Annotated in this window: 10 protein-coding genes; 3 read left to right on the top strand and 7 right to left on the bottom strand. The window is 58.6% G+C overall.

Translation table 11 applies throughout. The features are described 5' to 3' along the window. Positions 1-39 precede the first annotated feature (39 nt). The 4 genes from HBA49_RS00245 to glf all read right to left on the bottom strand — a co-directional run bounded on the left by HBA49_RS00245 (position 40) and on the right by glf (position 5,192). Complete coding sequence (locus HBA49_RS00245; RefSeq protein WP_005525453.1) at positions 40-714, bottom strand: cytochrome D1 domain-containing protein; 675 nt, start codon at positions 712-714, stop codon at positions 40-42. Between the two features lie 822 nt (positions 715-1,536). After that, entirely contained in the window at positions 1,537-3,504 is a 1,968-nt protein-coding gene (locus HBA49_RS00240; protein ID WP_005525048.1) for an Hsp70 family protein, read from the bottom strand. Continuing rightward, the gene (locus HBA49_RS00235; protein ID WP_005525220.1) at positions 3,504-4,010 is read right to left on the bottom strand and encodes a phosphatase PAP2 family protein; all 507 of its coding nucleotides are present in this window, start codon (positions 4,008-4,010) and stop codon (positions 3,504-3,506) included. Before HBA49_RS00235 ends, HBA49_RS00240 begins: the two co-directional genes overlap by 1 nt. A gap of 12 nt (positions 4,011-4,022) precedes the next feature. Continuing rightward, a complete protein-coding gene (gene glf / locus HBA49_RS00230) occupies positions 4,023-5,192 on the bottom strand; it encodes a UDP-galactopyranose mutase (RefSeq protein ID WP_034995840.1) in 1,170 nt (389 codons plus the stop codon). A gap of 270 nt (positions 5,193-5,462) precedes the next feature. Here glf and HBA49_RS13095 point away from each other — a divergent pair, with 270 nt between their 5' ends. Further along, complete coding sequence (locus HBA49_RS13095; protein WP_005525135.1) at positions 5,463-7,574, top strand: N-acetylmuramoyl-L-alanine amidase; 2,112 nt, start codon at positions 5,463-5,465, stop codon at positions 7,572-7,574. A 123-nt stretch (positions 7,575-7,697) separates the two neighbouring features. Here the strand turns inward: HBA49_RS13095 and HBA49_RS00220 are convergent, their stop codons facing one another. The 3 genes from HBA49_RS00220 to serS all read right to left on the bottom strand — a co-directional run bounded on the left by HBA49_RS00220 (position 7,698) and on the right by serS (position 10,717). After that, positions 7,698-8,510 carry a Cof-type HAD-IIB family hydrolase gene (locus HBA49_RS00220; protein ID WP_005522499.1) on the bottom strand — a complete coding sequence of 271 codons (813 nt, stop codon included), beginning with the start codon at positions 8,508-8,510 and terminating at the stop codon, positions 7,698-7,700. Positions 8,511-8,549: 39 nt separating this feature from the next. Next, on the bottom strand, positions 8,550-9,350 hold the full coding sequence (locus tag HBA49_RS00215; protein ID WP_005525005.1) for a lysophospholipid acyltransferase family protein: 801 nt from the start codon (positions 9,348-9,350) through the stop codon (positions 8,550-8,552). A gap of 107 nt (positions 9,351-9,457) precedes the next feature. Further along, a complete protein-coding gene (gene serS, locus HBA49_RS00210) occupies positions 9,458-10,717 on the bottom strand; it encodes a serine--tRNA ligase (protein ID WP_005522495.1) in 1,260 nt (419 codons plus the stop codon). Positions 10,718-10,893: 176 nt separating this feature from the next. Between serS and HBA49_RS00205 the strand changes: the two genes are divergently transcribed. Then, positions 10,894-11,643 (top strand): GntR family transcriptional regulator, encoded by a 750-nt coding sequence (locus HBA49_RS00205; RefSeq protein WP_005522494.1) that lies wholly within the window; start codon positions 10,894-10,896, stop codon positions 11,641-11,643. Between the two features lie 10 nt (positions 11,644-11,653). Further along, the gene (locus HBA49_RS00200) at positions 11,654-12,676 is read left to right on the top strand and encodes a septum formation family protein (protein ID WP_005524875.1); all 1,023 of its coding nucleotides are present in this window, start codon (positions 11,654-11,656) and stop codon (positions 12,674-12,676) included. The last annotated feature ends 10 nt before the right edge of the window (positions 12,677-12,686 follow it).

Genomic DNA, 12,686 nt, shown 5'->3' with positions numbered 1-12,686 from the left:
CATCCATATCGGCCCCCAGGGATTCCCGGGGGTCGATTTTTATTGCGTGCATTGTGAAGTGACAGTATCGGACGACAACAGGGCGATCGTTGACTCGCCAAACGCCGAGGCAATGTCCGAGGGCATGGCAACCAGCACCCCATCCGGTTTGACTGACACGTCAGCAAGGTCAAGCGCGATCTGCTCAGTCTGCGCGTCGAAGGGATCGCCGGCACCATAGTCCGCGGCCAGCACCTCGGTGTCCCGCATGGTGATGGTGATAAATTGTTCCCGCATCGGCGAGCTGAGCAGCGCAAACGTCACGGTCCGATCAGCCGGCAGCACCCCGGTGTATTGAATCAGCCCAAGCTGCTGCCCGGCGTATTCCGTCACCGCAGCGCTGCTGACCAGCGGCAGCCCGTCGTCAAGCTCGCTGGTAATCGGTCGCACCGCCCCCATGACGCCGGTTTCTTCGTCGAGCTGGCTGTAGCTGCATCGTGAGTACACGATCGCCCCGCTTGTCGACGCCCCAAAGGCCGACGCCGGATCCTCACCACTCCCACTCCCGATAGCATTCCTGGTGGTGACGATCTCTTCCCGGCGCGCCCGCCCAGCATTATAGGACCCGGCTTCACTCCCCACGCCGACGCCGACACTGCCTGCGTCGCCGATCCCGCAGCCGCTCAGGGTAGCCAGGACCGCCAGGATCCCCATCACCAATGTTGTGTTCTTCATGATGGCCTATAGCGTAACCAGTTCAACCGAACCATCAAAGTGGGATGTTTCCCCTCTTCATTTCCTCATTGCGTTAGCTGGGTTTCGTCTCAACGACGCCTCATTTTGGCCTGGCGTGGTGGGAATCCCAGCTAACCGATTCCCGCCACCAGCCCATCGCCCCGCACACCCTACCTTGTTCCACATCTCCCTACTTTCGCCCTGTTCCGCCCCGCGCGTTAGCTGGGTTTCTGCTCTTGCCACTTCATTTTTGGCCCATCTGAAGGGGTTTCCCAGCTAACGCGCTGGGGAGGCTCAACATGGTGCGCGCGTTCGGTAGGGTCCGGCAACACAATGAGGGCACACCAACTTTGACAAGTTTCTTCTGGTTTTTGGTTCCTGCGTTAGCTGGGAAACTTCCCTGGAGCGGCCCGAAATCACCCCGCCAGGTGGGGAACCCAAGCTAACGCAGGCCGGGCGTGCGATCGGATGTCTCCTCGGGGTTTGTCTCGGTCATGGTTTTAAGCGTTAGCTGGGGTTCCGACAAACTGGCGTTCAAAGTCCTTAATTTCTGACCATCCTGGAGCGAACCCCAGCTGTTAGCAATCGTGGTGATGGTCTGATTCCCTGAACACCTCTTCGACGCTTCCTCCTGGAGTTTCCCGGTTTGAGCGTTAGCTGGGAAACCTCCCACAATCAGCCGGAAACATCCCAGAAAAGTCGGAACCCAAGCTAACGCTCGGGGCGGAAACCCGCCACCGACCACCCGACCACACACCAACCACTGGCCGCCTACAACCACCCGGCAACCCAGCCATCGCCCTCCTCCCCTACTAAACCTGTCTACTGGGTGATGTCCATGTATTTCAGGTAGGCATCGACCTGTTCCCGGGTGGGGATACCGTTGCGCCAGAAGTACATGGTGAAGTTGTCTTTGGGATAGTAGACGTAAATGTATCCCCAGTCGGATTTGGGGAAGGCCGCACCGATTTCGGGTTTGGCCCCGTCGGCTTTTTGAATGTGCATCCTGGTGAGGGTGTTGAGGTCGCTCGCCAGGGTGGACCTGCCGGATTCGAGTTCGTCTCGGGCGACTTTGGCGTGTTCGCCGGGCACCCAGTAGTAGTTGCCGACGCTCACGTCGTGGTCGAGTTTGGGGGCGTCGGGGTCTTCTGCCAGGGTGCATTTGTAGACGGGGACGGGCATGTATTTGTCATGTTCGTCGGCTTTTCCGGTGCATTTCTGGGAGGCGTTGACGAATTTTGCCGGCAGGAATTGGTTGACGGTGTTGTAGCGTTCGATGAGGGGGATTTCGGCGTCACCGTTTTCGGTGTTGACTGCGGCTACCTTGCTAACTGTGGGGTGTGGGGATGTGGTTGGTTGGGTTGTGGTGACTCCGGCGGATGCGAGTGTGGAGGTGGGGGCCGGCTTGGAAGTGGCCGCCGCGGGGGCTGGGGCCGCGGTGTTGTCGGGCTTTTTCTGGGTGAGGATGAAATATCCGGCGGCAGCGAGGACGCCCACGCAGATGAGGGCGAGGATGGTTGTCAGCAGGTAGCGGCGTTTTTTGGGCTTCGATTTTGTGGGGGCAGCCGGCTCCGGTGGGTTGGGGAGTTCGGGTGGGGCTATCGGCTCAACCTGATTCGCCGGGGTAGCCGTCGGGGTCGCCGCGGGTTCCTTGACCTCAGCCTTGGCCTCGGTTTCGGCCGGCTCTGGTGGGGTGGCGGGTTTGACGGCGGGGAATGCTTCGGTGCCGCTGTGACGGCGTCGGTGGTGGAGGTCGCGGATGGGGGTGGTGAGGCCTAGTTGGGTGGCGGCGATTGCCCCGTGGGCGACTGCGGTGCTGGGGTCGTCGACAAGCGTGACGGAGGCGATTTTTTCGAGTCGGGTACGCAGGCAGGGGATGCGGGCGGAGCCACCGGTGAGGTAGAGGGGGGTGCCGAAGTTGAGGAGGGGGCGGGCGAGGTCGGCGACACGCCCAATCACACTGGCGATAATGTGTTCGAATTCGGCGCGGGTGAGGTGGATGTCGTGGCGGTGGCGCCGGATGGCAATGGTGATGGTGGTTTCGGTGTCGGTGGAGAGTTGTTCTTTGGCGTTGTGGATGGATTGCTCGACGGCCCGCATGATTTGGGGTGGTGCCGCGTGAAGCTCGGCGGCGAGGTGTGGGTGGTCGCGTTCGAGGCGGCTGATGAACCATTGGTAGAGCAGGTTGTCAATGGTGAGCCCGCCGAGGCTGCTGTCGCCGGTGGCTGCGGTGACGCGCACGTCGCCGGCGGGTTCGGCCTGGAGGGTGGTGATATCGAGGGTGCCGCCGCCGAAGTCGCATATTGCTATTTGCGGGCCGGATGCGCTGTGGATTGCTGCGGCCCGGGGTTCGGAGATGATGCGGATGGTGTCGCGGTTGATGCCGCTTGTCGACGCCGCTTCGACGAGCGTCATCACCTCGGGGATGGTCCACGGTTCGGGGTGGGTGATGGTGACGGTGGTGGGTGGGTGGCCGGCGTGCTGGGCGCGGCCGGCATCAAGGGCGCTTCGGAAGGTGGCGCCGATGATAGTGGCGAGCGGCATGGTGGCGCCGGCAACGGGGACGAATTCGTGTTCGATATAGCGTTTGGGGTAGGGGATGAACCGGGCGGGGTGGTTTTGCCGGTTGGTGTGGGCGGCGTCGCCGGTGATGATGGTGCCGTCTTCGGAGACGTATGTTGCGGAGGGAGTGACCAGTAATGTTGCGATGGCACCGGTGGGTCCGGTGGTGTGGGCGGCGACGGTGGTGATGGTGCCGTAGTCGAGGGCGAGGTGCCAGGGGTTGCTCATTATGGTTGTGCTCTCTGTGAGTATCCCCATCGGAGGGCGAGGGTGGTTGCGGCACCGATGAGTCCGCCGGCTAGGACGTCGGTGAGCCAGTGCACGCCGAGGTAGAGGCGGGCGACGCAGACCATGATGGCGATTGCCCAGGTGACTCCGGCCAGCCTGGTGGCCCAGCGGGGTTTGTGGGGGATGAGGCTGATGGCGGTAGCAACGGCGATGATAGTCATGGCATGCCCGGAAGGCATGGAGTAATTATATTCTGGGGCTAGTTGGAGGTTCAGGGGCGGCCGGGGTCGGTGCACAATGTGTTTGGTTATTGGGGAGATGATGTTAGTTGCGACTGCGGTGAATAATGGCAGTAATGCGTAGCGCATGCCCCAAAGTTTCGCACTGATGATCGACGCCCAAATCAGCACCAGCGCTGGTCGGAATATGACCGATAACCCAATGAGGATATGGGTTATGGCGCCGGTGCGGCGGGTGACAAAGAAGTCGAGAACCGTCTGATCCACTAGTAGTCCAGGTTAGTTGGTTTCGAGTTCGGCCTTGAGTTTGTTGTCGAACATGCTCAGCGCGGAGGCGATGGCCATGTGCATGTCAAGGTATTGGTAGGTGCCGAGGCGGCCGCCAAAGTAGACACGGTTGGTTTCGGTTTCGGCCTCGGCTAGCTGCCGGTATTTGAGGAGTTTGGCCCGATCTTCGGGGGTGTTGATGGGATAGTAGGGTTCGTCGCCTTCTTCCGCGAAGCGGGAGTATTCCTTCATGATGACGGTTTTGTCTTTGGGGTAGCGGTCGTCACGTTCGGGGTGGAAGTGCCGGAATTCGTGGATGCGGGTGTAGGGATATTCGGCATCGTTGTAGTTCATGACTGGGGTGCCTTGGAAGTCACCGGTGGGGAGCACTTCGGTTTCAAAGTCGAGGGTGCGCCAGCCGAGGTGTCCGGCAGAGTATTCGAAATATCGGTCGAGTGGACCGGTGTACACTACGGGCGCTTTGGGGCTAGCGGCGCGTAGTGTTTCGCGGACGTCGAACCAGTCGGTGTCGAGTCGTACTTCAATGTTGGGGTGGTTGGCCATGTTTTCCAGCCAGGCGGTGTAGCCGTCGACGGGGAGGCCTTCGTAGGTGTCGTTGAAGTAGCGGTTATTGAAGTTGTAGCGCACAGGCAGTCGGGTGATATTGCCGGCGGGCAGTTCGCGGGGGTCGGTTTGCCATTGTTTGGCGGTGTAGTCCCGGATGAAGGCCTCGTAAAGGGGCCGGCCAATGAGGGAGATGGCTTTTTCTTCCAGGTTGGTGGCGTCGTCACTGTCGATTTCGGCGGCTTGTTCGCGGATGAGCTCCCGGGCCTCGTCGGGCGAATAGTAGCGGCCGAAGAATTGGTTAATGAGGCCGAGCCCCATGGGGAATTGGTAGGCACTGCCGTTGTGCATGGCAAACACACGGTGTTGGTAGCCGGTGAATGAGGTGAACTGATTGACATAGTCCCACACACGTTTGTTCGAAGTGTGGAAAAGGTGAGCTCCGTATTTGTGGATTTCGATGCCGGTTTCGGGTTCGGCTTCGGAATAGGCGTTGCCGCCAATGTGGCTCCTACGTTCGATGATGAGGACGCGCTTCCCGAGCTGCGAGGCGGCTTGTTCGGCGATGGTGAGGCCGAAGAAACCGGAGCCGACGACAATCAGATCATAGGTATTCATGGTGCTTAAGCGTATCACCTTGCTTTTCGACGCCGCACCGTGCGTCGAAAAGCCACAATTGGGAAACATTTTTATCTTGGTCACATTTTTGTGCGGGAGACACGCCTGGGAAAAAATTTTTTCGGCAGCTTTCCGCAGGTCGCCCCCTATTTCGCATTAGTAACATCCTTAACATTAGCTTCATTATTCACATAAATGCACTATTGTTAACTAGAGTCACTAACCTTAAACTAAACATTTAAAGTTATCCGCGAACTCAGGGAGACCACAGTGAAACAACGACGCCGCCTCATAGCAGCGAAATCGCGGCCAGTCACAGCCACCATTATGGCTGTCGCATTACTCGCCAGCGCCGCCGTGGGAATAACCGCCACCAATATCCTAAAAACCAAGGAAGACGGCATTAAACCCATCGACCCAACCATGACCACCGCCAGCCTGGCGGATGGCAAAAACGTCGTCGTCAACGACCCTGCCATCAGCAAACAAGGCGATGGCAACACCAACCGCACCGTCAAAGAATTTAAACGCGACGAGGCATTCTCCCAATTCGGCCTCACCTGGGACGGCAAAAAAGACATCGCCGCCTTCGTCCGCGGCCAACGAGCCGACGGAACCTGGACCCCATGGTTCGACACCGACCCCCTCGACTACGGGTCCTCCAAACCCTTCGAACGCAAGGGCACCGACCTCATTTACATCGAGCCCACCAACACCGTCCAGGTGTCTATAGCCGGCGTTGACCTGCTCAAAGACAAAACCGCCAAAGACCTCAACGCGGTCTTTATCGACGGCGGCAAATCCACCCCCACCGACTCTGGCATTAAACTCGCCGCCGACTCCGACGGCCTGCCCAAAGTTATTTCCCGCGCCGAGTGGGGCGCCGACGAATCCCTCAGGTGTGAGGAACCCGAATACACGGACCACACGTCTGCCATTGTCATCCACCACACCGCAGGGTCGAATAACTACAGCGAGGACGAGGCCGCCGGCATTGTGCGCGGCATCTACAAGTACCACGCCCAACAGTTGGGTTGGTGTGACATTGGCTACCACAGCCTGGCCGATAAATTCGGCAACCTCTACGAGGGCCATTACGGCGGCATGAATAAGTCCGTCATTGGCGCCCACACCGGCGGCTTCAATGAGAACACCTGGGCGATCTCCATGCTCGGCAACTACCAGGAGGAAGAACCCACCGACGTCATGATAAAAAGCGTTGGTGAGCTGGCCGGCTGGCGGGCCAAGGTAGCGGGCATCGACCCGCTAGGGAAGGGCACCCACACCTCCGAGGGCACCGAATTCACGTTCTACCCCTATGGCACCAAGGTGGAATTACCCAATATTTTCGCCCACCGCGACGTCGGCAATACCGAATGCCCCGGTGACTACGCCTACGCCAAGATGGACCAGATTCGACAAATCGCCAAGGCCAAGTTCGATTCCCTGGGCGGCAAGTCCATCGACCAGGACATCACCGGCGACAACAACGGCGCCTCCAATAACAGCAATAACAGCGGTGGCAGCAATGCCGGCACCGGCACCAATAATCGGGGCGTCAGCAATAACAACCAGAAGAGCGCCGATAATGCCGCCTCCCTGGTGCAGGGGCTGCAACGCCAAGGCAAGTCGGATAACAAGTCCGACACCAATAACTCCAACTCGCTGGTGGGACTGATTCTCAAGGTGCTGTCCGCCAACGGTGGCCTGATCGGCACGCTCAGCAAGCTGGGCACCATCAAAATCATCAATGGCCTGGACCTGGGCAAGATCATTTCCCTGGCCCAAAAGCTCGCACCCCTATCGAGCAATAATCAGATTTTCCGCACCGCCAATACCAACTATCCTTCCTTGGGCGAGGCTCGCACCAAGGAGGTGACCTACACCAACGGTTACGACCAGGAGGTCACCTACACCTTCTTCGAGAACGGTATCGTGGTCGGCACCCCCACCACCGGCACCCACGCTTTGTGGGGCCCCATCGGTGACACCTGGGCCGCGCAAGGCTTCGACATGGGCCCGCTCGGGTTGCCGGTCAGCGAGGAAGAGGCTAATGGCGAACTCGTGCGCGTCGATTTCGAGGGCGGGTACGCCACCTACGATTCCGCCACCGGCAAAGTCGACGTGAAGACCAACGAGAAGGGCAACGCCCGCAATAATGCGGTCCAGGCCGGGACGACCGCCGGTGATAGCGACATTGCCGCCGCAGCCAGCAGCGCCAACAGCGCCACCTCTGCAACCCCCACCGCGGCCGCTACCGCCACGGGCAGCGAGGCCGCCGGCGAAGAAGCCGCAGCCCACGCGACCACCGGTGCTACCGGTGCCGCCGCCGGTAACGCCGAACCTACCGACGCCGATATCCCGGTTACAACCGAAGAATAAAAACTTGTTGTCTCCGATATAACGAGCAACAACCGCCAAAAGCCCAACCCGTCCTCTAGCCTAACGGGTTGGGCTTTTGCGCACCTCCGGGGTCCTATAAGCCCTATAGGCCCCTATGGGAATCTATGGGAACAGCCGCTCCAACACGCGGGCCACCCCGAAATCATCATTGCTGGTGGTGATCTCATCGGCGGCCACCTTCACCCGCTCGTCCGCATTCCCCATGGCCACCCCCAGGCCCGCCCACTGCAACATTTCAATGTCGTTCGGCATATCGCCAAACGCCACCACGTCCGAAGCCGGCACCCCATAAAACTGGGCCACCGCCATGAGACCGGCGGCTTTCGTCACCTGTGGCGCGGATATTTCCAATAGCCCCTCATCCGTGGAGAAGGTTATATGGGCCAACTCGGGCGGCACCACCAGCTTAATCAGGTGATACAGGTCCCATGCGGTCTTACGATCGTTACGCACCAAAAGCTTCACGGCGGATTTGGCCGCCAGCTCGGTCTTATCCACCACCGTATGCTCCTCCGAATCCCACAGGTGCAGAAAATCCGGGGTGACCAGGAATAATTCCTCACACTTATCGAAGGCCGACGCCCCAACCCGCTCCACGGCGTAGCTGACCGGCAACACGTCGTCGATAAGCTGCATGATTCTGGTCAGCGTGGCCGGCGGCAGGGTGCGGGCGGTCACCACCCGATCGGTGTCGGAATCGTAGAGCACCGCGCCATTCACGCAAATGCAGATGGGGCGGATGGGAAGCTGGTCGAGCACCGGGTAGATCCAGCGCGGCGGACGACCGGTGGCAAGCACCAGCTCGGCGTCCTTGGTGGCGGCATGGGTCACCGCATCCCGCAGCCGGGGAGTCACCCGCTCCGCGCTGGTGATGAACGTGCCGTCAATGTCACTGACTATAAGATGCGTGGGCATAATGAGTATTTTCCTATTCCAGGGCGGTATTCCCAAGCCCTACTCCAAAGCGGGGGCACCTCCACCAAGAGCTGCTGGCCGCCAATATTCGCCCCCGGGAAAGGGGCCGTATTCAGTTTCGTATTCGCTACGAAGCCTATCAAGCATGATCTTCATGGTTTCCCGCAACTTTGCGGTATCGTCCTCCACCACCCCGGTGAGCGCCAGCGGCTCCCCCACCTGCACCCACACGGGAAAATGATGCCGACCCAGACGCTTCTTATGGCCCTTGGTCCACACCCGCTGCGAACCCCACAACACCACCGGAATCAACGGCACCCCCGCCTCCTTGGCGATCCGCGCCGCCCCCGTCTTAATGTCTTTGATCTCAAAGCTGCGGGAAATCGTGGCCTCGGGAAAAATCCCCACCAGGTTACCGGCCCGCAAACTTGTGACCGCCGCATCAAGCGCACTGGTGCCAGCACCGGCCGACCGGTCGACGGGAATGTGCTTCATTTTGCGCATCAACGCCCCCACCACCGGCACGTCAAACACCTCTTTTTTGGCCATAAACCGCACCAGCCGGCGACCGTGCAGATTCGCAGCCGTGCCCCCGAAAATAAAATCAAAATAGCCGGTGTGATTCAAGGCCAAGAGCGCACCACCCGTGTCGGGAAGATTCTCACTTCCCGCAACCGACATTTGGATACCCTGAAACCGAAGCATAGTTTTCATCAATCGGATGACGATCTGGTTATAGAAAATCTCCCGATTTTCGGCTTTATTGAGCGCAGTGGGCCGGAACCCGGGGCGCACCCAATACCAACTTCCGTGCTTCTGCCAACCCGCACGTACCTTCATAAATCGCACAATCTTTCTACTTCAGTTTTCCTACCCACATTTTTTGGAACTTATCAAGCTTGTCGACGCCCCTCCCGGCCGGCCACAGCCCGCCACCTACAGGCCGCCTAGCGGATCGGCTCAAACACTTCCTTGCCCACAAACGGCCGCAACGCCTCCGGCACCACCACGGACCCATCAGCCTGCTGATGATTCTCCAAAATGGCAACAAGCCACCGCGTGGTAGCGAGCGTCCCATTCAAGGTGGCCGCAATATGCGCCTTACCAGCTTCATCACGATACCGGGTACGCAGCCGGCGGGCCTGATACGTCGTGCAGTTCGAAGTAGACGTCAACTCCCGATACGTATTCTGGGTCGGAACCCATGCTTCGGTATCAAACTTGCGTGCGGCGGAAGATCCCAGGTCACCACCGGCAACATCAATAACCCGGTAGGGCACCTCAATGGCGGAGAGCATGTCGCGCTCCATCCCCAGCAACTCCTGATGCTGGGCGGCAGCCTCCTCCGGCTTGCAATAGACAAACATTTCCAGTTTGTCAAATTGGTGAACCCGGATAATGCCGCGAGTGTCCTTCCCATAGCTGCCAGCCTCCCGACGGAAACACGACGACCACCCCGCATACTTCCGCGGCCCATTACTCAAATCAATGATCTCATCCTGGTGATATCCAGCAAGAGCCACCTCGGATGTACCCACCAAATATAAGTCATCTCGTTCAAGATAATAGATTTCTTCCGCGTGTTCGCCCAAAAATCCCGTACCGGACATAACCTCGGGACGCACCAAAACGGGGGGAATCATAAGTTTGAATCCGGCAGTCCGAGCCTTCTGTGCGGCAAGAGTCAACATGGCGAGTTGTAGGAACGCGCCGTCGCCAGTGAGATAATAAAACCTGGCGCCGGACACCTTCGCGCCCCGATCCATATCGATGAGACCGAGCGAGATTCCTAGATCCAAATGATCCTTAGGCGTGAAGTCAAAACTACGCGGTTCGCCCACATGTTCGAGCACAACAAAGTCGTCTTCACCGCCGGCCGGCGCCCCCTCAACAATATTATCGATCCGCATCTGCAGATCGGTCACAGCCGCCTCGGCTTCTTTCCGCGCGTCTTCTGCAGCCTTGACCTTCGCCTTTAGTTCATTTGCGCCAGCGAGCAGTGCCGGGCGATCCTCGGGAGCAGCCTGGCCGATTTTCTTACCAAAAGCGTTCTGCTCGGCCTTGAGCTCGTCGGCAGCTTTGATGGCAGCGCGCCGGGATTCGTCGGCAGCAATGAGTTGATCCACCAAAATGGGGTTAGCGCCGCGGGTGCGTTGGGAGTCACGTACAAGGTCGGGATTCTCACGGAGGAATTTCAGGTCAATCATGCATTTTAGTCTATCTGTTATGGATGATCCCCCGGAACTTGTTGTAAAGTCGTTGTAAAGGTGTCGGAGCATAGCCCCTAGAAACAACCTTATGGGGGGAAGAAAATGAACAAAAAGTAGCCCCATAATTATGGGGGGTCTGTACTGGTTATGACCGCTAGGAGTAGTATTAGGGTATGACTGATCCTCCTGTGGAGCTACCCATCAGGACCCTGACTGATGAGAGTGACGCTCCAAAACATCAACAACTCAGGGAGATCCTCGAAGACGTATGCATTAACTACTTAAACCCGGGCGACATGTTGCCGGGTGAGCGAGTGCTAGAGGAACAATATGGCGTTTCTCGTATCACCGTGCGCCGGGCGATTGGCGACCTTGTGGCCAGCGGTAAGCTGCGGCGCGCCCGCGGCAAAGGAACATTCGTTGCGCATTCGCCGCTGGTGGCGCGAGTACATCTCGCCAGCTTTTCCGACGAGATGGCGGCGCAAAACATTACCTCTTCATCAAAGATTTTGCTCTCGGCATGGACAACGGCCCCGGAAGAAATTCGGATTTTCTTCAATTCACCGTTGACCAAGCCGCACACGCATCTACGACGCCTCCGGCTGGGCAATGGGAAACCATTCTCCATTGATGACGGTTGGTATAACTCGCTTTTCGCCCCCGACCTACTGGAAAATGACGTATACAAGTCCGTGTACGCCATTTTGGATGCCCAATATCACGTACCTATCACCGACGCCGAACAAATTGTGAGCGCTATCGCAGCGGGCAGCGATGATTCAGAATTCCTGCAAGTGGATAAGGGAACCCCCCTCCTGAAGGTGGTGCGGTTCTCCCGGTCGAATCTGAAACCCATCGAATGGTGCTCCTCGCTGTATCGTACCGACCGTTATGCTTTGCACACGCTGATTACTAAAGCATAATAGAAGGACTATGAAAAAAACTTGGCGTACCACGGATGTCCTTCGCATTCTCATTGTGGCAGTATTAGCAGCCGCCGCGGCGTTCGGAGGCTACTACCTGATGTCCCCCACAAAAAACAGTGACGGGAAGACCACACACGCCAGTAAGGCCGATGACGGCAAATCCACGAAACCAGGTGTAGCATCCTTCACTTCTGCGGATGCGGGATCTTGCCTTACCTGGCAAGATAGCGGCACCACCATTACCGCTTTCGAACAAACGGACTGCGGCGGCCCCCACCGGTTTGAGGTTTCCTCCCGGGAAGATTTATCCACCTACCCCAGCTCCGAGTTTGGGGCGAAAGCCGCGATGCCGAATACAACCCGGCAGGCCCAATTGCGGGAGGAATTGTGCATGGACCCCACGATGAAGTATTTGGGGGGCACGTTCGACCCATTGGGGCGGTATTCGGTGGCGTCGATTTTGCCACCGCAGGCCGCCTGGAATGCGGGTGACCGAACCTTGTTGTGTGGCATTCAGGCCACGGATGAGGCGGGCAAGGTGATTACTACCAACGGCAAGGTGGCGCAGCAGGACCAGGCCCGGATTTTCGGGGTGGGCGAGTGCGTGGCCGTGGATGGCGCAAACTCCGAAAAGCAGATTGATTGCGCGCAACCTCACCAGTTGGAGGTCACCCAGATCGTGGATTTGTTGCAGGTGTTCCCCAATAACACCCCGTCGATTGAGGACCAGGATAATCACCTGCGCACGGTGTGCACTCAGGCGGCGAAGGATTACATTGGTGGCGACGACCAGCTTTATAAGTCCACGTTGCAGCCGCTGTGGGCGACGATTCCGGCAAATTCGTGGGATCGCGGTTCGCACAGCGTGAACTGTTCCCTCATGTTTAACGACAACGGCCACCTGGGCACATTGGCTGGCTCGGTGAAGGGCCAGTTCACGATCAATGGGCAGCCGCCCGCGGAGCGCCCGGATCGTGCCCCCATTGTGAACCCCGAGGCGCTTCAGTCCGTGCAGCCGAAACCCCAGTAGAGGTGAATGC

This window comes from Corynebacterium matruchotii (genome assembly GCF_011612265.2).
Taxonomy (GTDB): domain Bacteria; phylum Actinomycetota; class Actinomycetes; order Mycobacteriales; family Mycobacteriaceae; genus Corynebacterium; species Corynebacterium matruchotii.
The sequence above is the reverse complement of the archived record's forward strand: the minus strand, read 5'-3'. Positions and strand labels throughout refer to the sequence as shown.

Bases quoted from the DNA above. Each gene is read 5' to 3' on its own strand.
- HBA49_RS00240 (WP_005525048.1), bottom strand. From the start codon at position 3,504: ATGAGCAACCCCTGGCACCTCGCCCTCGACTACGGCACCATCACCACC.
- HBA49_RS00220 (WP_005522499.1), bottom strand. From the start codon at position 8,510: ATGCCCACGCATCTTATAGTCAGTGACATTGACGGCACGTTCATCACC.
- HBA49_RS00215 (WP_005525005.1), bottom strand. From the start codon at position 9,350: ATGAAGGTACGTGCGGGTTGGCAGAAGCACGGAAGTTGGTATTGGGTG.
- HBA49_RS00205 (WP_005522494.1), top strand. From the start codon at position 10,894: ATGACTGATCCTCCTGTGGAGCTACCCATCAGGACCCTGACTGATGAG.
- HBA49_RS00245 (WP_005525453.1), bottom strand. From the start codon at position 714: ATGAAGAACACAACATTGGTGATGGGGATCCTGGCGGTCCTGGCTACC.
- glf (WP_034995840.1), bottom strand. From the start codon at position 5,192: ATGAATACCTATGATCTGATTGTCGTCGGCTCCGGTTTCTTCGGCCTC.
- serS (WP_005522495.1), bottom strand. From the start codon at position 10,717: ATGATTGACCTGAAATTCCTCCGTGAGAATCCCGACCTTGTACGTGAC.
- HBA49_RS00200 (WP_005524875.1), top strand. From the start codon at position 11,654: ATGAAAAAAACTTGGCGTACCACGGATGTCCTTCGCATTCTCATTGTG.